The sequence below is a fragment of the Nocardia coffeae genome (assembly GCF_019890715.1).
In the GTDB taxonomy this organism is placed as follows: Bacteria; Actinomycetota; Actinomycetes; order Mycobacteriales; family Mycobacteriaceae; genus Nocardia; species Nocardia jiangxiensis.
On record NZ_JAINZY010000004.1, the window covers coordinates 479,017 to 498,244 of the forward strand.

A 19,228-nucleotide genomic window follows, 5' to 3' on the forward strand; every position below is an offset into this window, starting at 1 on the left:
CGCGCCCTGGACCAGGCTGAGGTAGCGTCTGCCGCAACGGAATTCGATCCATCCTCGAGGTGTTCGAACCGTTCGGCGCGGTTCGCGCGCCGAGATGTTCCGTGAAGTGCGATGCAGAAAAGAGGATCACCGGCGTGCATGGCCGACGTGTGGAGTGCGGGATCGGCAGAGGTAGCAGGAGTTCGGCGTCGAGCGAGGCGCAGGTGGTGGCCGGGTGAATATGCCGCCGCAGGAGGTTTCGGTGGGGTACGAGACATCGCCGACCGGATCGAGACGGGACCAGGTGCGGCTGTACGAGCCGGAGTTCGCGGCCGATCCGCATCGCGCCTACGACGAGATGCGCGCGCGATTCGGCGCGATCGCGCCGGTGGAGCTGGCGCCCGGCGTCCCGGCGATGCTGGTTCTGGACTATGCGACAGCGTTACGGATCATGCGCGACCCCCAGCACTTCCCGGCCGATCCGAGTCGCTGGCAGCGCTCGGTCCCCGAGGATTGCCCGGTCCGGCCGTTCCTGGAGGCCCGTCCGAATGCGTTGCGCACCACAGGTGAGGCACATCGCCGGTTCCGCGGCAGCTTCTCGGCGCTGCGCGAGGTCGATCTGAATCGGTTGCACGACCTGATCGGCCATGCCGCCGAAGAACTCATCAACGGCTTCTGCGGTGAGGGCGGCTGTGATCTGCTCAGCCGGTACGCGGCCCCGCTGACCTTCCAGGTCCTGGCGAACCTGATGGGTTTCCCGACCGAAGCGGCGCGGCAGGCATGGGCCGGAATGGCGGCGATGCTGGACACCGTCGACGCGCAGGCCGGGCAGGAGATGTTCATCGGTGCGCTGGCGGGGGTCGTGGCCGACAAACGTGCCAGTCCGGGACACGATCTCACCTCGGCACTGATCACCGACCCCGGGCGCCTGGACGACGTGGAGGTGATCAACCAGGCCGCGCTGCTGTTCTCCATGGGAACCGAGCCGCTGGCCAACCTGATCCTGCACACGATGCTGCTGATGCTCAGCGACGATCGATTCGGCAGCGGGCTGATCAGTGGTGCGCTCTCCACCGAGGACGCGCTGGACGAGGTGTTGTTCGAGGATCCGCCGCTGACGAACTTCTCGATCATGTATCCGCGCCAGCCGATTCTGGTCGACGAGGTGTGGCTGCCCGCGGATCAACCGGTGCTGATCGGCTTGGCGGCCTGCAACAACGATCCGCGCATCGCCGGTGGTGATCGCACCGGCAACCGGTCGCATCTGGCCTGGGGTGCGGGCCCGCACGCCTGCCCGGCGCAGACGATGGCCAGGACGATCGCGCAGGATGCCATCGATCTGCTGATCGATGCCCTGCCGGATATGAAGCTCGCGATCCCGGTGAGCGAATTATCCTGGCGTCCGGGGCCTTTCCATCGCGCACTGGTTTCACTGCCGGTGGAGTTCCCGGCCACGGCGCCGATGCAGATCGCTACGTCGTCGAGGTTCGAACCGTCCGCCCGCTTGTAAGGAGTTCCCGTGACGGACAATCAACCCATCGTGCTGGACCCGGCCGGCACCGATATCCACGGCGAAATTGCCCGCATTCGAGAACTGGGCCCGGCGGGCCGGGTGGAGTTGCCCGGCGGGGTGGTGGTGTGGATGGTCACCGACTACGCGATACTGCGGCGTTTGATGACCGATCCGCAGGTCTCCAAGGAACCACAGGATTGGACGACGTTGCGGGAGGGCCGGATTCCGGCCGACTGGGTGATGACTCCGTGGATCGGCCTGCGCAACATGCTGCGGAGTTCGGGGGAGGACCACGCACGCCTGCGCAAGGCGGTGGGTCCCGCGTTCAGCACGCGCCGGGTACAGGCCCTGCAGCCCAGGATCGAGGCGATGGTCAGCGATCTGCTGGACGCGCTCGCGGACACCCCGGACGGCGACATCGCGGACCTGCGAGCGGATTTCGCGCGTCCGCTGCCGATCAAGGTGATCACCGAACTGATGGGGGTGCCGTCGGAGATCGGAACTCCACTGTGCGAGCACGCGGACGGGACACTGGATACTTCCGCCCCGCCGGAGCAGGTGCAGAAGGATTTCATGGCGTTGCTGGAGCTGGTCGGGCAGTTGATCGCCTACAAGCGTGAGCATCTGGGCGACGACCTGACCAGCACGCTGATCACCGGCCCCGACGAGGCCACCGGTCCGCTGCTGAGCGATCAGGAACTGCTGGACACCCTGACGTTGATCATCAGCGCTGGGCACGAGACGACGGTGAATCTGATCGACCAGACGATCCTCGCGCTGCTGACCCATCCGCAGGCCCGTGCGGCAGCCCTCGCCGGGGAGGTCGAGTGGGAAGAGGTGATCGAGGAGAGTCTGCGCTGGCAGTCGCCGATCGCGAATATGCCGTTCCGATTCGCCCGGGTGGATCTCGACCTCGGCGGCGGTGTCCGGATCCCCAAGGGCGAGGCGATCCTGGCCTCGTTCGCGGGAGCCAATCGCGACCGGAAGGCCTTCGGGCGCAGCGCCGGCGAATTCGACCCGTCCTCGGACCGGGGGACCGGCAGCAGGGGGCATCTGGCCTTCGGCTACGGGATGCACCACTGCCTGGGTGCACCCCTGGCCCGGCTCGAGGCGCGAATCGCCCTGCCCGCGTTACTGTCCCGGTTTCCGAAGCTTCGATTAGCATCTGCCGCAGATGAACTGCGGCCGATGCAGAACTTCGTGATGAACGGTCACCAGGCGTTGCCGGTTCGCTTGAGCGCTTAGCGACGTTTCGTCCGGGCAGAATGCGAACAGCGCCCGCCTCGTGCTGAGGCGGGCGCTGTTCCGGTCAGAGCAGGTGCCGGGGATTGGCGACCTGTAGGCGGGACAGCACCGCGAGTGAGACCACTCGGCGAACCTCCTTGTCGGAGTACGACAGTGCACCCGAACGCAATCCCGCGGCGAGTTCGGCTTCCGAATCGCAGTCGAGCTCACCGAGCAGTTCGGCGACCGCGGCGGTGGCCGCCGGTCCGGCGTGCAGTTCGCGAGTCGCGGTGCCGAGCAGGTTGACGCAGATCCGCAGCAGGAATCGCTGACGTTGCTGTTCGGCGGTCAGGGTGGGGGCGATCTCCTCGGTGAGCGTCTCGGCGACGAGATCGAGCATCTCGGTGAGGTGGGGACGATCGTGGACCGTGGCCGCCGGTTCGGATGCGGCCGGGACCTCGACGGATTCGTCGAGCAGGCCCAGCACGGACAGCAGATCGTATTCCGATTCGCAGACGCGTCGTCCGATGGCGGCCAGCTCCACCGAGCGCTCCTGGCCGCCCAGATGCCGTTCGGCCTGAAATCTGCTCAGCACCAGCCACTTCAGTGTGCCGAACGTCTCCCACCAGTGCAGTTCCTCCGGCGCGGGCCGGGTTCCGGTGGTCTGTGCGTACCCGTCCAAAAGTTGTTCGCGGGTGCCGAGCCCGCCGACCGGGGCCGGTGCGCCGAAACGCCAGGCGCGCACGCACAGCCAGCCCAGATCCTCGACCGGATCGCCGCGGTGGGCCAGCTCCCAGTCCAGGACCGCGCGCACGCCGTCCGAGGCGATGAGGAAGTTACCGAGCCGGAAATCGCCGTGCACCAGGGTTTTCCGGCGCGGCGGCGGGCGATGCTCGCGCAGCCAGCGCAAACCCATCTCCACCGCGGGACGGGGCTCGTCCAGACCCCGGTAGATCTGCTCGATGGTGTCCAGCGGGTCCTCGTCGTCGAGCGTGTCGAGGGTGTCCAACGGGGTGCGGTGGATCAGTCCCAGCACCCGGCCCAGGTCGGCGGCGAGCCGATCGCGCACCGGCGCGAACTCCGGATCACGGTGCAGCTTGCGGGGAATCGACTCGCCCTCGACCATCTCCATCAGCAGATACGGCGCATCGATTCCGGGTGCGGTGTTCGCGGCGGCGAGTACCGCCGGGACCGGCACTCCGGCCGCGGCGGCGGCCCGCAGACAGGCCGCCTCGGCGCGCATCCGGGCGGCGTCGCCGTGCCCGGGAGGATCGCGGCGAAGCACCGCGCGCACGGTCTCGCCCGCATCGTCTCGGGCCTCGACGGCGTAGACCTGTTTGCTCGCGCCCCCGGTGAATCGGCGCAGGATTACTTCGCCGATGGTGCGTCCGGTGGCTGCGCGCAGCACCTCACCGACGCCCTCGGCCAGCGTGATTGCTTCCGGCCCAGGGGAATCCGGCGTCACAGCCACGGCGCTGCCTCGGGGGAGCGCAGCAGTCGGCGGGCGGTGGACATGCGGTGCACCTCGTCCGGGCCGTCGTAGACGCGCGCGTAGCGGGCCTGCCGGTACATGCGCTCGAGTGGAGTGTCGGCCGTGAGGCCGAGCGCGCCGTGCACCTGGATGGCGCGATCGATCACGTTGTGCAGCATGCGCGCACCCCAGAACTTGATCAGTCCGACTCGGATCCGGTAGTCCTCCCCGGCGTCCATCGCGCGGGCCGCGTCGAGCGTCATCAGCCGGGCGGCGTGGATCTCGGCGGCGGATTCGGCGATGTACCGGTGTATTTCGCCCTTCTCCGCGAGCAGGGAACCGTGCGCGTAGCGGGTGTTGGCACGCTCGCACATCAGCTCGTAGGCCCGCTGGGCCTGCCCGAGCCAGCGCATGCAGTGGAAGATCCGGCCGGGCCCGAGCCGATCCTGTGCCACCGCGAAACCCTTGCCGCGCTCGCCCAGCAGAGCCTCGGCCGGCACGCGCACATCGGTGAGCCGGACCTCGTAGTGGTCACTGGGGTCGTGGCCCATGGTCGGGATCGAGCGGACGATCTCGAACCCGGGGGTGTCGGTCGGCACGATGATCGCGCTGATCCGGGAATGCCGTGGCACGGAATCGGATTCGGTGTTGGCGAATACCGTGCAGTAGGCGGCCTGCGCCGCACCGGTGGTGAACCACTTGTGCCCGTTGATGATCCAGGTATCGCCGTCGAGTTCGGCGCGGGTGGCGATGAGCGTCGGATCGGATCCGGCGACCTCGGGCTCGGTCAGCCCGACCGAGGGCAGCACGTCCCCGGCCACCATCGGCGGAATCCAGCGGCGGCGTTGTTCCTCGGTGCCGTGCCGGTACAGCATCAGGGTGTCCTGCATGGAAACCGAACCGACCGCCAGCTGACCGAATTCCGATCGGCCGATGATTTCGTTGAGGTAGACGAAGTCCAGGAAAGGCACTCCGCCGCCGCCGATCTCGGCCGGATGCCCGAGCGCCCACAGATCCAGTTCCTTGGCCCGGGTGCGCAGCCGGTCGAGTTCCGCGGTCGCGGCCGCATCGTCCCGGATCAGCACCGGCTCCCGCGGGATGACCTCTCCGTCGATGAATTCCCGCATGCGCGCGGTCAATTCGGCGATGTGGCCCTCGGGCCGGTCCATGGTCGTCATCACTGCTCCCGGGTAGCGGCCGATACGGCGTAGAGCGGCCCGAGCGCGGCCGAATCCACATATTCGTCGATACGCGTGATCCGGCCGTCCCGCACCTGCACGAACAATCCGGCCGGAATCTCCAGCGGCCCGTGTCCGGGTAGGTTACCGCGCACGACGTGCTGCTGGGCGAAGCCCTCGGGCAGCGGATAACGCCGGATATCCTCGTAGCGGAGGTTTTCCACCGTCCGGGACAGCCAGCGCAGCACTCGCAGATTCTCCGCGACGGTCTCCTCGGAGTTCTGCTCGTTGTGCCAGATGCGTGCGTCGGGTGCGTACATATCGGTCAACGCTGCCGCATCGCCGCTGGTGACAGCGGCGAAGAAGCGATCGGCCAGTTCATTCACGATGGGGACCTCTTCCCGGGGTGGATAATTCGCTGCTCATCGAGGGGGATCAGCGGGTGGGCACGGAACGGCCGCCCGCGGCGAGCAGATTGCTGGCGACTGGTTTGCCGAGCAGGCCGGAGATCAGCCGGGCCGCGTCCAGGGCCCGGTCGATATCGATGCCGGTGGCGATTCCGCCGTCCTCGAACATGTAGGCCAGTTCCTCGGTGGCGATATTGCCGCTGGCTCCCGGCGCGAACGGACAGCCACCTGAACCGCCTGCGGCGGAATCGAATTGACGTATGCCGACACCGTAGGCGGCCCAGGCGTTGGCCAGCCCCTGACCGCGGGTGTTGTGCAGGTGGACGGCCGGAACGGTCGCGGGCGCCGCGGCCCGGACGCGGCCGAGGACATCGACCATCCGGATCGGCGAGGCGGTGCCGATCGTGTCGGCGACGGCCAAGGCGTCGGCTCCCGAAGCCATTGCGCTCCGGGCGATCTCGGCCACCCGTTCGGGCGGGGTGGGGCCGTCGAACGGGCAGTCGAAGGCGATCGCGATGATCACCTCGAGATGCCCGCCCGCCTCGTGGACCAGTTCGGCGATCGGCGCGATGAGCGCGACCGACGCGGCGCTGTCCCGTCCGACATTGGCCTGGCTGTGCCCGTCCGAGGCGGAGACGACGTATTCGATGTGCGTGACTCCCGCGGCCAGTGCCCGTCGCACGCCGCCGAGGCTTGCGACCAGTGCGGAGAATTGCACGTCCGGCCACCGATCCAGCTGAGCGGCAACGGCTTCCGCATCCGCCAGTGCCGGTATCGCGCGCGGGGAGACGAAGGAGGTCACCTCGATCCGGCGCACTCCCGTCGCCACGAGCGCATCGATGAATTCGAGTTTGGCCTCGGTCGGGATCGGCTCCTCGATCTGCAGTCCGTCGCGCGGACCGACCTCGCGGATGTCGACGGCGTCGGCGGCGCTCATGCGATCGTGCCCTGTTCGCGCAGCCGGGACAGGCGCTCGTCGTCGTAGCCGAGCACTTCGGTGAGCACCTCGTCGGTATGCGTCCCCGGACGGCTCGCACCACCCCAGCGCACCCCGCCCGCGGTCTCGCTCAGGCGCGGCACCACGCCGACGCCCTTGGCCGGAACCGGATCGAATCCGGCGTCCTGGCTGGTCAGCGACGGATCGTCATGATCGACGAAGATGCCGCGGGCCAGGAACTGCGGATCGTTCATGACCTCCGCGACGGTGTTCACCGGACCCGCGACGACACCGTGCCGGGCGAGTTCCCGGATCAGGTCCGTCGCGCTGAAATCCGCTGCCCAGGAACCGATCAGCTCGTCGAGTTCGTCCTGATGCTCACCGCGCGCGCCGTGATCGACGTAGCGGGGATCGTCGGCGAGTTCGGGACGTCCCATGGCCGCGGTCAACCGCCGGAACACCGTGTCCTGATTGGCCGCGATGATCACCCACAGCCCGTCCTTGGACAGATACAGATTCGACGGGGCCACCCGGTCCAGCCGGGTGCCCGAGGGCTGCCGCACATGGCCGGTCTTGTGGTAGTCGGGAACCGTGGACTCCTGAATGGCCAGCGACGCCTCGGTGAGCGCGGCGTCGACGATCTGCCCGCGCCCGGTCCGCTCGCGCACCAGCAGGGCGGCCAGCACCCCTTGGAAGGCGAACAGACCGGCCAGGCTGTCCCCGATGGACAACGCCATGCGCGGCGGCGCCTGACCCGGGAATCCGTTGAGATGGCGCAGACCGCTGATGCCCTCGGCGACCGAGGCGTATCCCGGACGCTCGGCGTACGGCCCGGTCTGCCCGTATCCGGATACGCGCGCGAGCACCAGCCGCGGATTGCGCGCGGTGAGTTCGTCGTATCCGATGCCCCAGCGTTCCAGCGTGCCCGGCCGGAAACTCTCCACCACGACATCGGCGGTCGCGGCGAGATCCAGGAAGATCTCCCGGCCCGCGTCGGTGCGCAGATCCACACTCATACACCGCTTGTTGCGCGCGTGCACGGCCCAGAAGTACTGGTGACCGCCCTGGGCCTGACCCCAGTCCCGCAGCGGGTCGGGGCGGTCCGGCGCCTCGATCTTGATCACGTCGGCGCCCATGTCGCCGAGTAGGCGACCACAGTAGGGCCCGGCGATGAGCGTGCCGAGCTCCAGGACGCGGTAGCCGTCGAGCGGGCCGGGGGTGGTGCTCGCGTCGCCCGTGGGGGAGAGAGCTGATGTCATGGGTGCCTCCTGACTCGGCGCCGAAGTGTTACTGCTCGTCCGGATCGAGTCCGAGTGCGCCGACGGACATCCGGTCGAGCGTGTCCAGCAGGGCGTTTTCGTCGGCGTCCTCGCCCTGGATCAGCCACAGATAGATCGTGTGTTCCACCATCGCGGCCATGACCCGCGCCGCGAGCTCGGGATCGAGCTTCGGCCGGACCAGGCCCTCGTCCTGCCAGCGCGCGATGGCCTTGGACGTGCGATCGATGAGCTGACGGCGATGGTCGTGCCGCAGCCGGCGGAACTCCTCGTTGAAGGTCGCGACCTGTTCGACGATCGCCATCATCCGGGCGTTGCGTCGATACGCGCGATAGTAGGAGCGGTTGGCCGCAACGAGTTTGGCGGCGGGGGACAGATTCGCCGCCGTGGGTTCGCGGCGGTGCATGTCCTCGAACAACCGGGTGCTCAGCTCGCCGAAGACGTCTTCCTTCGACTCGAAGTAGCGATAGAAGGTGCCGTAGGAGACGTTGGCCTCCTGCGATATCTGCTCGACCCGGGTGTCCAGGAAGCCGACCGATTCGAAGACCGTCCGCGCGGCATCGAGCAACGCCTCGCGCGTCTTGCGACCGCGCGGGGTCAAGGTCTCGGCCGCTGCGGCGGGGCTATTGACAGATGACTTCGCCACGGACCACACTATCCAACAACATGACATGACTGTCAAGTCATATTGTGGGCGTCGAAACCGTACGAGTTCGTGGTTGCGGCCAGCGGATCGGTTCCGGACGTCGAACTCCTCACAGCAGGAAGGAATGCCATGAGCCCCTCCAATCCGAAGTACCGACTAGGCGGGATCAATCACCTCGCGCTGGTGTGCTCCGACATGCGGCGAACCATTGATTTCTATTCGGGGACACTGGGTATGCCGTTGATCAAGACTATAGAACTGCCCGGTAATCTGGGGCAGCACTTCTTCTTCGACTGCGGGGGCGGAAACAGCCTCGCCTTCTTCTGGCTCGCCGACGCACCCGATGCCACTCCCGGGCTCGCCGCGCCGAAGGGTCTGCCCGACGAGGGGGAGCTGGTCAGCGGGGTGGCTTCGATGAATCACGTCGCGTTCGCGGTGCCGCCGGAATTGTTCGACGAATACTACGAGCGGGTCGCCGCCGAGGGCATCAAGGTCAGCCGGATCCTCAATCACGACGACAGCCCCCGGGGTGTTTCGCGCGAGGTGCACGAGGGGACCTTCGTGCGGTCCTTCTACTTCCAGGATCCCGACGGCGTACTGCTCGAATTCGCCTGCTGGACGCGTACTTTCACCGAGGCCGACGTAGCGCACGAGCCCAAGACTGCCGCGGACCGGAACGTGTCCGCCGGACTCTGATCATTCTGCATCACCACATCTGGACCCGAGAGGATCACGTGCCATGCCGCGTCTTCGCGAAGTACCCCGCGCCGAAGTCACCGACGAACGAATTCTGTTCTTCTACGACCGGCTGTTCGGCCCCGACAAGGATCCGGCTGTCGACCACGGCACCATTCACGCCACTCCCGGCGATTGGTGGACCGTATTCGCGCAGTCCCCGCTCGTATTCCGGCACGCGGTAAAGGGTTTCGCGGTCTACCGCAATGCCACACTGGATCCGAAACTGCGCGAGCTCGGGCAGAGCCGGGCCGGATACGCCCGCGGTAGTCAATTCGTGTTCTCCCAGCACTGCAAGCAGATGCGTTCGCTGGGCGTCAGCGAGGAGAAGATCGCCGCTATTCCGCACTGGCAGATCGCCGCCTGCTTCTCCGAACTCGAGCGAGCCATCCTGGCCTACACCGACGGGCTCGTCTACGACGGCGGCCGGGTGCCCGACGAGGTGTTCGCGGTGCTGAAGGCCAGTCTCAGTGATCCGGAGATCCTGGAGCTGACCTACATCACCGCGCTGTACGACATGCACGCCACCATGTGCCGTGCGTTGCGGCTGGAATTCGACGACCGCCCCGAGCCCATCGAGGAGGTCCGGATTCCGGAGGGCGTCGAGGTGGCCGACCTGTCCGCGGATCTGTCCGGGGAGCAGTGATTTTCGCCCTCCCGGGCTGAACGGCCCGGACAGCCGACAGGCCGGGCCCGGTGGATACCGGGCCCGGCCTGGTTTCGGTCGCCGATCGTGTGACGCTGAGCTCCGCGGAGCCCACCGGCAGGGGTCACGCGACCAGCGGCGCACCTACCGGGAGTCGGAGTTTGCCGCCGATGCCGTTGGCCACGCCCGCCGCCGAGGCGTACCAGGCGCACAGCGCGGTGATCACGCCGATGTAGCCGCCGACCTTCACCGTGGTGTCGCTGACCGCGAAATTGCCTGCGAACAAAACGATTTCGGTGAGTTCCAGGGTGAGGAACACGGCGAACACCGCGAGATTCACCTGGGCGGCCATGATCAGCATGTACGTGTTGAAGATGGCGAACGCCAACAGGATCCAGCCCAGATCGTGCGCGGCGCCCGCGCCCGTGGCGTGCGGGGCCACCAGCTGGGACCACAGCCCCAGGCCGATCCAGAATCCGCCGTAGGTGGAGAACGCCGTCGCGCCGAAGACGTTGCGGTTGCGGAATTCCCACATCCCGGCCAGGAGTTGGCACAACCCGCCGTAGGCGAAGGCATAGCCGACCCAGGCGTCGCCGGTGGACGCGGTCGCCCACCCGGCGTTGACCGCCGATAACAGGAATGTGGTGAGTGCGAATGCGCCCAGACCCAGCGGCGCTGGATCGGCGATGGCGGGGGTGGTTTGAACCGTGTGGTCTTCGTTGACGCTCATGGTTGATCCTCGGGGAGAGTGGCTCGCCTGACGTCGCGTCCGGCGCGAACGCTCCCGGCGCAACGCTCCTGCCAGGGTAACTCCGCCCAGGCCCCGACGAGACCGGTTTGCCCGCTTCGGAAATCGCGACACGCGCGGGCTCGCAGCGACGGGTACGGCCTCATGGCTCGGACACGCCCGGCGGACCGGGGGTTGCGATGGATCTCGAAAACAGGTGGTAATCAGGGGTGTTCGAATGAACCGCCGGACACGCTGCTGTCGTGTCGATACTTCTGGGCCGCCCGGCCGCGCTACTCTGGCTAACGTTTCGCATCCGCAATGTCGTTGACGCTGGGTGTTTCCGATCGGAACCGAAGTGTGGATCGAGGAGGCTGGCCATGCGCTGTCGAGCGGTTGTGGCGGGAATGTTCGCGGCCGGGTTGTGTCTGTTCGCCGGGCATGCGGCGGCGGATCCCGTACCGCCGGGCACCACGCCGACCAGTATGAATATGCCTGGAGTTCCGGGGCGGACCTCGATCTCGCTGCGCGTGGACTTCCTGAACCTGCAATTGGGAACCGCCAACGACACCGAGTCGCGCTCGGGGCTGTCTCTGGTGAAGCTCTACATGGCCGACTACGCACTGCGCCACGGCGACCGGTCCGCACAGGACCGTCAGCTCGCGGAGCGAATGATCCGCTACTCCGATGATTCGGCGGCGGACGCCAGCGCGGCGAAATACCCGAACGCCATCGACGCCGAGGCCGCCGAATACGGTCTGCCCGCCACCCGCTCCGGTCCCACCTGGGGGCAGTCCTCGACCAGTACCGCCGACATCACGAAGTTCCTGGACCGCAAGATGACCACCGATCCGGGCTCACCCGTGCTGGCCTGGATGGCCACGGCGAGTCCGGTCGCAGCCGACGGCACTGCTCAGAACTGGGGTACCGCTCGGCTGCCCGGCGTGATCGGAAACAAGTGGGGCTGGTCGGATTACGGTCCGCAGCAGGTGGGTTCGGCGTCCTTCGGGCCCGGCTTCACCATCTCCGCGCAGACCGACGGCAGCCCCGCCGACCAGACCGCCGATGTGGTCTCGGGGCTGACCAGATCGGTGCTGGGCATCCGCTTGCCGGTGCCGAACGTCGGATAACGCCGCCGAGTCAGATGCGCGCGCCCTTGGCGCGATTACAGGACCGGCACAGGACCTGCAGATTTCCCGGACTGGTCGCCCCGCCCCGGCTCAGCGGGATGACGTGATCGAACTCCAGATAGTGCGTGGCGCCGCATTCGATGCACGCCCCGCCGTCGCGATGCCACACCTGCGCCTTGATCTCCGGCGGAATCACGCGGGTGTCCCGGCGCCCCGGGGCCAGGGTGAGCCGTTTGGCCACGCGCAGAGCGCCTTCCAGTATCGCGGCCACCAGATCCGGGTCCTCGACCTCGAATTCGGCTCCGCCGCGTGCCGAGGTCGCCGCGAGCGCGACCAGGCCCTCGGCGATGGAGACGGAAACGATTCGGGACCAGGGCATTTCGATTCCCGCCTCCGGCCCGACGAAACGCAGCTTCTTGTTCGTGCCGATCAGCCGTCCCGCGGTGGCGCGCTCGCCGCGGGACAACTGCCGGATGCGGGTCGCTTCGATGTCCAGGTGGACGCGCTCCTCGGGATCCAGATGCAGCCCGGGCGCGTGCACGACGGGCAACTCCCCGGCACGCAGCCGGGTGAGGGTGCGGCCGCGGTGCATGCGGCGTCGCAATTCCTCCACCTGCGGGCCGGACAGGTCCAGCTCCCGCAGGGCGGTGTCGAACTCCTCGACCTCCGCCGCGGTGATCTCCTCGTCGGCGAAGGCGGCCAGCCGCTCGACATAGGCCAGACCGGGGCCACGCAGCGCCGCGCGCCCGGTGTCCTCGGAGATCCGCCGGTAGCGCAGGGCGGTCCACAGCTCCTCCCACGCCGTGCCGCCCGGCCCGTCACCGGTCAGGACGCGCCAGGCGCGGGCCCGCCAGGTGTCGAGGTACTCCTCGATCTCGGCGGCGCAGGACCGGCAGGGGGCGGGCGCGCCCAGGACGCGCCAGCTACGTCGTCGTCCGCAGTGCGGGCAGATTCGGGCATCGGCCGGAGGTAGCGGGACGGTCCTGTCGGACCATTGCGTGCCGTCCCACCAGCGCAAGATCGTGTCCTGCGGATGCCAGTCCGGTCGGAGATTCGACGGCGGTGCGGCCGTGGGATTTTCGTCGATACGCCGGTCGAATCCGGTTCGCCGCAGCGAAATTCGCCCGCGCACCGCATCGGCATCCGTGGCGATGCCGAAATCCTCGAACAGCTGGGACAATTCGTCCCGGGAGCGGTCGAACGGACGGAATGTCCAGTGGTCTTCGTCTCGGCTGAACTCCGCGATCGACAACGCTCTCACCTCGCTCGACCGCGGTGCCGGGACGTCGCGGCGGGCCACTGACCCGGCGGCGTCCCGGACCGTGACCGTCAGATCCGGCACCTCGTGCAGTGGCCCGTCCGACGAGACGCCCAGCACGATCCGCACTACGGTGGATTCGGTTCGGGGCAGCGAGACCGAAAGGCGGGCCGAGCGGGGCTCGGGCTCCTGGTCCAGCGTCACCGCCTGGGACGGATGCCGGGGCGCGTTGAAGAACACCGCGTCGCGCGGTGTACGGACCAGGCCGTCGTCGTCGAGCAACAGCGCATGCGCGTCCAACGCATGGGCCGAGCGCCACGAAAGTTCCACGCTCAGCAGCGAAGTCGGTATCGGCGTCGCGCCGTTCTCGGTGAAGGTCATCGTCGTGGAACTATGCCAGGCGGCACCGACACGGACCGTGGGGTCTCCTCGTGCGCGGGCGGCGGGCGTCCGATGCGGCACGATGGATGTATGAGCGATCAGAAGGAGCCCGCCCGCAAGCCCGGAACGCCCCGCGTGCCCGGCGCGGGTGAGTTGATCGCCGCCGCCCAGGCCGCGGCGGAGGCGGCCCAGCGGGCGGCCGGACAGGCTCTGGACGCCGCGCAGGTGACCGCCGGGCAGGCATTCGACACCGCGGTCCGGTTGCCACCGGCCTCGGTGCAGCTCGCCGCCCAGTTGCCGGATCTGATCGAGAACCTCTCGATAGCGATCGATCGGCTCAACCGGACCATCGATCGCCTGGACCGGACCCTGGCGCTGGCCGATCCGGCGTTCGCGGCCTACGACCGGCTGCTGCCACGGCTCGAGGCGATGATCTCGATGGGCGAGGAGGTCTACAACCGGTTGTCCCGGCTGCCGGGGGTCTCGATGATCGGACGTCTCACCGGACGCGAGAATGCGCCGTCGGAGCCGATCGATCCGCGCCGACGCGGTCGCGGACGAGGGAAATAGGCCGGTTCACGGCTGCGCCCCGGCGGCCTCGGTGACCGCACACACTGCCCGCAGCGCCGCGGTCGCCTTGAGCACCATCTCGTGGTACTCCTGCTCGGGATCGGAATCCAGCACGATCGCACCGCCCGCGCCGACCCGCCAGCGCCCGCCGTACCGGACCGCGGTGCGGATGACGATGTTCAGATCGGCCGTGCCGCCCAGGCCGAGGAATCCGATGGTGCCCGAATAGATGCCGCGCGCTTCGGTTTCCAGGTCGTCGATGATGTCCATGGTGCGCAGTTTCGGCGCACCGGTCATCGAGCCGCCCGGAAAACAGGCGCGCAGGCAGGCGACCGCGTCGACGTCCGGGCGCAGGCGTCCGCGGATGGTGGTCACCAGCTGATGCATCGTGGTGTACGTCTCGGTGTGCATGAGCGCCGCGACGCGCACGCTGCCGAGTTCGCAGACCCGGCCCAGATCGTTGCGCAGCAGATCGACGATCATCAGGTTCTCCGCGCGCGTCTTGGGATCGGATTCCAGTGCGCGGCGCAGGATTTCGTCCTGTTCGGGCGTGCGCCCGCGGGGTGCGGTGCCCTTGATCGGCTTGGTCTCCACCGTGCGGGTTCGGTCCACCTTGAGGAATCGCTCGGGTGAGGAGCAGGCGACCTCGAGCTCACCGAAACGCAGGAATGCCGCGTACGGCGCCGGATTCGAGCGCCGCAGTGCCCGATACACCGTGAGTCCGTCGCAGTCCTGCTCGACGTAGGCGCTGTCGGTGAGGTTGACCTCATACGTCTCACCCGCCTGCAGTTGTGCGCGGATCTCGGCGATATCGGCCAGATAGCGTTGTCTGCCGCGGGTGAGCCGGGATTCCACGGCCTGCTCGTCGGTGGCGAGCTCGAGTCGGGGCGGGGTGGACCGGTCGGGCATCGTGGCCAGGGCAGACCGGGTCGAGGACAGCCAACGAGCCGCTGCGGCAAGGGTATCCGCGTCGGCGAGGGTGAGGAGATAGGTGTGTTCGGCAACGTGGTCGACCACGATCAGGCGATCGGCGAAGATCCACTGCGCATCGGGCGCGGGTGCGCGATGCCGGGCCGACGCGCCGCAGTCGGCCTTCATCTCGTAGCCGAGATAGCCGACGTATCCGCCGGCGAAATCGAAAGGCACATCCGGGAATTCGATCTCGATCCGCCGCAATCGCGTTGTCAGATAATCGAATACGGTGCCCGATACGGCACTGCTGCCCGCCCGCCGATCGATCTCCACCCGGCCCGAACCCACTCGGTACCGCACCGTCTCGGCCAGCGGCCCGGTCGCATCACCCAGATAGGAGAACCGGTCCAACCCGGGTTCGGCATGCGTGCTGTCGAGCCAGAACGTCGTCTCCGAGTCCCGGTACAGCGCCAGGAACACGGCCTCGGGATCCACCGCGCGATCGATCCGCTCGTACAGCACGGTCAGGGCGATCGGCGGTTCCTCGGTGGTCGCCCGATCCGGATCGGGTCCGCCGGGCATCGAGGTGCTGTACGTCGATCCCGCCGTCTGCGTGAGCCCGAGCTCGTGCGTTGCGGCCGGCGGCCGGGTGTCATCGGTGTCATCGGATGCGGGCCCCGGTCGGACCCCGGGGCGGGTCGTGCGCATGGGCTTCACCGTAGTCCGCGTGACCGGCCGGCTCGGACGGCCTATTGAGGGCGTCTGCCTTCAGTTCTGCGCGGGCTCTGGTGCACAATGTGGGACATGTCTGTGGTGCAACCGGCCGATGTGGACCGTGATGTCGTCGACTTCGCGGTCGTCGGAAAATGGATGGAAGAGCAGGGACTGCCCGGCGGGCAGTTCGAGGGCGTGACCGCGCTCGGCGGCGGCACCCAGAACATCATGCTGCGATTCACCCGCGCGGGTCGCGACTACGTGCTGCGGCGCGGCCCGAAACATCTGCGCGCCAAGAGCAATGATGTGATCCGCCGGGAGGCGCGGCTGCTGGGCGCGCTCGCCGGGACGGGCGTGCGCGCGCCCGAGGTGATCGCGGCCTGCCCCGACGAATCCGTTCTGGGCGCGGTGTTCTATCTGATGGAGCCGATCATCGGTTTCAATCCGCAGACCGAACTGCCCGAACTGCACGCCGGTGATGCGGAGATCCGCAGGCAGATGGGCCTGTCCGCGGTGGAGGCGATCGCTCGACTGGGTGCGCTGGACTACCGGGAACTGGGGCTCGAGGACTACGGCAAGCCGGAGGGCTTCCTGGAGCGTCAGGTGCCGCGCTGGCTCGCCGAACTCGACTCCTACAGTGCCAACGAGGGCTATCCGGGCCCGCGGATCGGCGATGTCGAGCGGATCGGCGAGTGGCTCGAGCGCAACCGGCCCGCCCGCTGGGAGCCCGGCATTCTGCACGGCGACTGCCATCTGGCCAACATCATGTTCCGCTACGACGGCCCGCAGGTGGCGGCGCTGGTCGACTGGGAGATGTCCACCATCGGCGATCCGCTGCTGGACCTGGGCTGGCAGCTCGCGACCCGCCCCGAGCCCGGCACCGCCGGCGCGGGGCTGTTCGGCGCGCTCGGTCAGCGCGGCGGGCTGCCCACCGCCGAGGAGATGATCGCGCACTACGGGAAATTCTCCGGTCGCGATCTGAGCGACATCACCTGGTACACGGTGCTGGCCTGCTTCAAACTCGGCATCGTGCTCGAGGGGACCCACGCCCGCGCCTTCGCGGGTAAAGCGCCCCAACAGGTCGGCGACTTCCTGCACGCGATCACCCTGGAACTGTTCGAGAAGGCGAATCAGCTGGTGGAGTGAGTCGCCCACCTCCTCGGCCACGGCCGAATCTCGACGAGGTTTGGCAGCTTATTTGTGGTGGATGATTTGCGGCCAGGATAAATTACTGCGCATGCCGATCGCTGCCGAAGACAAGGACTGGACCTGGGTGCTGGACAGGTCCTGTCCCGAATGCGGTTTCGACGGCCCGGCCACCGCCTACGATGCGGTGCCGGGCCTGACCCGTGCCGCCGCCGCACGTTTCACCGCCGCACTCGAACGCCCGGACATCGCCGTTCGTCCCGACGAATACACCTGGGCCCCAATCGAATATGCCGCTCACGTCCGCGACGTGTGCCGAATGTTCCGCTACCGCCTGGACATCGCGCTGGGCAATCCCGCCACCCCGCCCGCGATCACCGCCTTCGAGGCGGAGACCGGATTCGCCGACGGACTGCCCGTTTTCGCGAACTGGGACCAGGACCGCACCGCCGAAGCCGACGACTATCTCACGCAGAATCCCGCCACGGTGGCCGCCGAACTGACCGAAGCGGCCGAATCCGTCTCTCGGGCTTTCGAATCCGTCCCCACACCCGACCGTACCCGTGCTGCCCGCCGCAGCAACGGATCCCTGTTCACCGTCGACTCGATGGCCACCTACTTCTTCCACGACCTCGCCCACCACCTCCACGACATCCGCGCCTGACTCGTACCACCGTGGTGCGCTCTCGCGCGCATTGCCGAGATGTCACCGATTTCGCAAGGGCACGGGCAACTCGCCGCGACTGCTCGAACGGCGCTCCACGGGCCTACCCGCCTTTCCACGCACAAGCCCTGGGGAGTCGGGGGGAACGATCTCGGGGCAGCGGCGGAGTTCTAAGCTCGTCTGCGTGCGAGCGTTGGAGCAGATTCGGGAATGGCCGGTCGGGCATGCGGCTGCGGGGGTGGCGACGGCCGCGGGAGCGGTGGCGACCGAGGGGGACCTCGATCGCACGTTCGCGTTGGCCTCGGTGACGAAACCGCTTGTCGCCTATGCGGTTCTGGTCGCGGTGGAGGAGGGCGCGGTCGAACTGGACCAGCCCGCCGGGCCGCCGGGATCGACGGTGCGCCATCTGCTGGCGCACACCTCGGGCCTGGCCTTCGACACCACGGTGATCATGGCCGAGCCGGGCACGCGGCGGATCTACTCGAGTGCCGGATTCGAGGTGCTGGCGCAGTTCGTCGCCGATCACACCGGGATCGCCTTCGAGGACTACCTGCACGAGGCGGTATTCGAGCCGCTCGGGATGAAATCCTCGGATCTGGACGGCTCGGCCGGGCACGGCGCCTGGTCGACGACCGCCGACCTACTGCTCTTTGCCGGTGAGTTGCTCAATCCGAGTCTGCTTTCTCCGGAAACTCTCGATGAGGCCATCGCCGTGCAATTTCCGGGTTGCAACGGAGTGCTGCCCGGCTACGGTTCGCAGCGCCCCAACGATTGGGGGCTGGGATTCGAGATCCGCGACAACAAGACTCCCCATTGGACCGGAAGTGCGAATTCACCGCGCACCTACGGCCATTTCGGGCAATCGGGGACCTTCCTGTGGGTGGATCCCGCGCAGGGGGTGGCGTGCGTGGCGCTGAGCGACGAGAATTTCGGCGACTGGGCTCGCACGGCCTGGCCGCCGCTCAGCGACTCGGTACTCACCGAGATCGCGGCGGATCGCGACACGTCGGCAAAGTAACACACGTAACTTCGGGCACTCCAGTAAACTCAGGCCACGCCAGCTCGACCGATCGTTGGGGAAGACGTTCCAGGTCGAGGCTGGAGGTGTACTGGTGCGCGGAACGAGTCAGTTCGCGGACGCGACGTCTGGTGTGGTGTATATCCACGCGTCGCCTGCCGCGCTGTGCCCGCACATCGAATGGACGCTCTCCTCGACCCTGAAATCGCCCGCGCAATTGCGTTGGACCGCACAACCCGCCGCCTCGGGACAACTGCGCGCAACCACCGAGTGGACGGGGCCGGTCGGTACCGGATCGAAGATTGCCAACGCGTTGCGGGCCTGGCCGGTTCTGCGTTTCGAGGTCACCGAGGATCCCAGTGAGGGCGTCGACGGTGAACGCTACAGTTTCGTCCCCGGCCTGGGACTGTGGTGCGGCGCGATGAGCGCCAACGGCGATGTGATGGTCGGGGAGATGCGACTGCGGGAGATCGTGCGTCTGGCGCGCGAGCGGGGCCGGTACGGTCCCGCCGAGATCGCCGCCGAGATGGATCGAGCCCTCGGCACCGCCTGGGACGACGACCTGGAACCCTTCCGCAGCGGCAGTGAGGGCGCGGAAGTCACCTGGTTGCGCCGCGACGTCGGCTGACTCCGCCGCACACCGCCTCCGAATATCGCACTGCCGACGCTCTCAGGGAGTCCGGCGAGCCCGTGTG

19 protein-coding genes are annotated in these 19,228 nt (G+C 67.8%); 10 read left to right on the plus strand and 9 right to left on the minus strand.

The window, feature by feature from the left end:
* Positions 1-241 precede the first annotated feature (241 nt).
* Entirely contained in the window at positions 242-1,489 is a 1,248-nt protein-coding gene (locus K7711_RS18935; RefSeq protein ID WP_308014820.1) for a cytochrome P450 family protein, read from the plus strand.
* Positions 1,490-1,498: 9 nt separating this feature from the next.
* A complete protein-coding gene (locus K7711_RS18940) occupies positions 1,499-2,737 on the plus strand; it encodes a cytochrome P450 family protein (protein WP_222970722.1) in 1,239 nt (412 codons plus the stop codon).
* A gap of 64 nt (positions 2,738-2,801) precedes the next feature.
* Here K7711_RS18940 and K7711_RS18945 read toward each other — a convergent pair whose 3' ends face one another.
* The 6 genes from K7711_RS18945 to K7711_RS18970 are packed head-to-tail and all read right to left on the minus strand — an operon-like array spanning position 2,802 to position 8,632.
* Entirely contained in the window at positions 2,802-4,187 is a 1,386-nt protein-coding gene (locus tag K7711_RS18945) for a phosphotransferase (protein WP_308014821.1), read from the minus strand.
* The gene (locus K7711_RS18950) at positions 4,178-5,365 is read right to left on the minus strand and encodes an acyl-CoA dehydrogenase family protein (protein ID WP_222970723.1); all 1,188 of its coding nucleotides are present in this window, start codon (positions 5,363-5,365) and stop codon (positions 4,178-4,180) included. Before K7711_RS18950 ends, K7711_RS18945 begins: the two co-directional genes overlap by 10 nt.
* Positions 5,365-5,751 (minus strand): nuclear transport factor 2 family protein, encoded by a 387-nt coding sequence (locus tag K7711_RS18955; RefSeq protein WP_222970724.1) that lies wholly within the window; start codon positions 5,749-5,751, stop codon positions 5,365-5,367. The genes K7711_RS18950 and K7711_RS18955 overlap by 1 nt, the downstream gene beginning before the upstream one ends.
* 49 nt (positions 5,752-5,800) lie before the next feature.
* Positions 5,801-6,709, minus strand: coding sequence for a hydroxymethylglutaryl-CoA lyase (locus K7711_RS18960; protein ID WP_222970725.1), 909 nt, complete (start codon positions 6,707-6,709; stop codon positions 5,801-5,803).
* The gene (locus K7711_RS18965; protein ID WP_222970726.1) at positions 6,706-7,968 is read right to left on the minus strand and encodes a CaiB/BaiF CoA transferase family protein; all 1,263 of its coding nucleotides are present in this window, start codon (positions 7,966-7,968) and stop codon (positions 6,706-6,708) included. The genes K7711_RS18960 and K7711_RS18965 overlap by 4 nt, the downstream gene beginning before the upstream one ends.
* Positions 7,969-7,996: 28 nt before the next feature.
* The gene (locus K7711_RS18970; protein ID WP_222970727.1) at positions 7,997-8,632 is read right to left on the minus strand and encodes a TetR/AcrR family transcriptional regulator; all 636 of its coding nucleotides are present in this window, start codon (positions 8,630-8,632) and stop codon (positions 7,997-7,999) included.
* Between the two features lie 129 nt (positions 8,633-8,761).
* Between K7711_RS18970 and K7711_RS18975 the strand changes: the two genes are divergently transcribed.
* Together K7711_RS18975 and K7711_RS18980 are read left to right on the plus strand one after the other, a co-directional pair.
* Positions 8,762-9,328 (plus strand): VOC family protein, encoded by a 567-nt coding sequence (locus K7711_RS18975; protein ID WP_222970728.1) that lies wholly within the window; start codon positions 8,762-8,764, stop codon positions 9,326-9,328.
* Positions 9,329-9,371: 43 nt separating this feature from the next.
* Entirely contained in the window at positions 9,372-10,013 is a 642-nt protein-coding gene (locus K7711_RS18980; RefSeq protein ID WP_222970729.1) for a carboxymuconolactone decarboxylase family protein, read from the plus strand.
* 124 nt (positions 10,014-10,137) lie between these two features.
* On the opposite strand, the gene K7711_RS18985 is transcribed toward K7711_RS18980, so the two are convergent.
* Positions 10,138-10,743: an acetate uptake transporter gene (locus K7711_RS18985; protein ID WP_040820642.1), complete on the minus strand. Its 606-nt coding sequence runs from the start codon at positions 10,741-10,743 to the stop codon at positions 10,138-10,140.
* Between the two features lie 377 nt (positions 10,744-11,120).
* Here K7711_RS18985 and K7711_RS18990 point away from each other — a divergent pair, with 377 nt between their 5' ends.
* Positions 11,121-11,870: a hypothetical protein gene (locus K7711_RS18990; RefSeq protein ID WP_222970730.1), complete on the plus strand. Its 750-nt coding sequence runs from the start codon at positions 11,121-11,123 to the stop codon at positions 11,868-11,870.
* A gap of 10 nt (positions 11,871-11,880) precedes the next feature.
* Here the strand turns inward: K7711_RS18990 and K7711_RS18995 are convergent, their stop codons facing one another.
* A complete protein-coding gene (locus tag K7711_RS18995) occupies positions 11,881-13,509 on the minus strand; it encodes a TerD family protein (protein WP_222970731.1) in 1,629 nt (542 codons plus the stop codon).
* A 90-nt stretch (positions 13,510-13,599) separates the two neighbouring features.
* Here K7711_RS18995 and K7711_RS19000 point away from each other — a divergent pair, with 90 nt between their 5' ends.
* On the plus strand, positions 13,600-14,079 hold the full coding sequence (locus K7711_RS19000; protein WP_222970732.1) for a hypothetical protein: 480 nt from the start codon (positions 13,600-13,602) through the stop codon (positions 14,077-14,079).
* Positions 14,080-14,085: 6 nt separating this feature from the next.
* Here K7711_RS19000 and pabB read toward each other — a convergent pair whose 3' ends face one another.
* Positions 14,086-15,699, minus strand: a complete 1,614-nt coding sequence (gene pabB, locus K7711_RS19005; protein WP_222970733.1) for an aminodeoxychorismate synthase component I — start codon at positions 15,697-15,699, stop codon at positions 14,086-14,088.
* Between the two features lie 96 nt (positions 15,700-15,795).
* On the opposite strand from pabB, the gene K7711_RS19010 reads away from it, so the two are divergent.
* The 4 genes from K7711_RS19010 (at position 15,796) to K7711_RS19025 (ending at position 19,161) form a co-directional block, all read left to right on the plus strand.
* Positions 15,796-16,851, plus strand: a complete 1,056-nt coding sequence (locus K7711_RS19010; RefSeq protein WP_372460158.1) for a phosphotransferase family protein — start codon at positions 15,796-15,798, stop codon at positions 16,849-16,851.
* A 91-nt stretch (positions 16,852-16,942) separates the two neighbouring features.
* Positions 16,943-17,515, plus strand: a complete 573-nt coding sequence (locus K7711_RS19015; protein WP_222970735.1) for a DinB family protein — start codon at positions 16,943-16,945, stop codon at positions 17,513-17,515.
* Positions 17,516-17,699: 184 nt separating this feature from the next.
* Complete coding sequence (locus K7711_RS19020; RefSeq protein ID WP_222970736.1) at positions 17,700-18,533, plus strand: serine hydrolase domain-containing protein; 834 nt, start codon at positions 17,700-17,702, stop codon at positions 18,531-18,533.
* Between the two features lie 94 nt (positions 18,534-18,627).
* On the plus strand, positions 18,628-19,161 hold the full coding sequence (locus K7711_RS19025; RefSeq protein WP_222970737.1) for a DUF3145 domain-containing protein: 534 nt from the start codon (positions 18,628-18,630) through the stop codon (positions 19,159-19,161).
* The last annotated feature ends 67 nt before the right edge of the window (positions 19,162-19,228 follow it).

Coding starts and splice junctions, on each gene's coding strand:
- K7711_RS18950 (WP_222970723.1), bottom strand. CDS start 5,365: ATGACGACCATGGACCGGCCCGAGGGCCACATCGCCGAATTGACCGCG.
- K7711_RS18960 (WP_222970725.1), bottom strand. CDS start 6,709: ATGAGCGCCGCCGACGCCGTCGACATCCGCGAGGTCGGTCCGCGCGAC.
- K7711_RS18965 (WP_222970726.1), bottom strand. CDS start 7,968: ATGACATCAGCTCTCTCCCCCACGGGCGACGCGAGCACCACCCCCGGC.
- K7711_RS18975 (WP_222970728.1), top strand. CDS start 8,762: ATGAGCCCCTCCAATCCGAAGTACCGACTAGGCGGGATCAATCACCTC.
- K7711_RS18980 (WP_222970729.1), top strand. CDS start 9,372: ATGCCGCGTCTTCGCGAAGTACCCCGCGCCGAAGTCACCGACGAACGA.
- K7711_RS18985 (WP_040820642.1), bottom strand. CDS start 10,743: ATGAGCGTCAACGAAGACCACACGGTTCAAACCACCCCCGCCATCGCC.
- K7711_RS18990 (WP_222970730.1), top strand. CDS start 11,121: ATGCGCTGTCGAGCGGTTGTGGCGGGAATGTTCGCGGCCGGGTTGTGT.
- K7711_RS18995 (WP_222970731.1), bottom strand. CDS start 13,509: ATGACCTTCACCGAGAACGGCGCGACGCCGATACCGACTTCGCTGCTG.
- K7711_RS19000 (WP_222970732.1), top strand. CDS start 13,600: ATGAGCGATCAGAAGGAGCCCGCCCGCAAGCCCGGAACGCCCCGCGTG.
- pabB (WP_222970733.1), bottom strand. CDS start 15,699: ATGCGCACGACCCGCCCCGGGGTCCGACCGGGGCCCGCATCCGATGAC.
- K7711_RS19010 (WP_372460158.1), top strand. CDS start 15,796: ATGTCTGTGGTGCAACCGGCCGATGTGGACCGTGATGTCGTCGACTTC.
- K7711_RS19015 (WP_222970735.1), top strand. CDS start 16,943: ATGCCGATCGCTGCCGAAGACAAGGACTGGACCTGGGTGCTGGACAGG.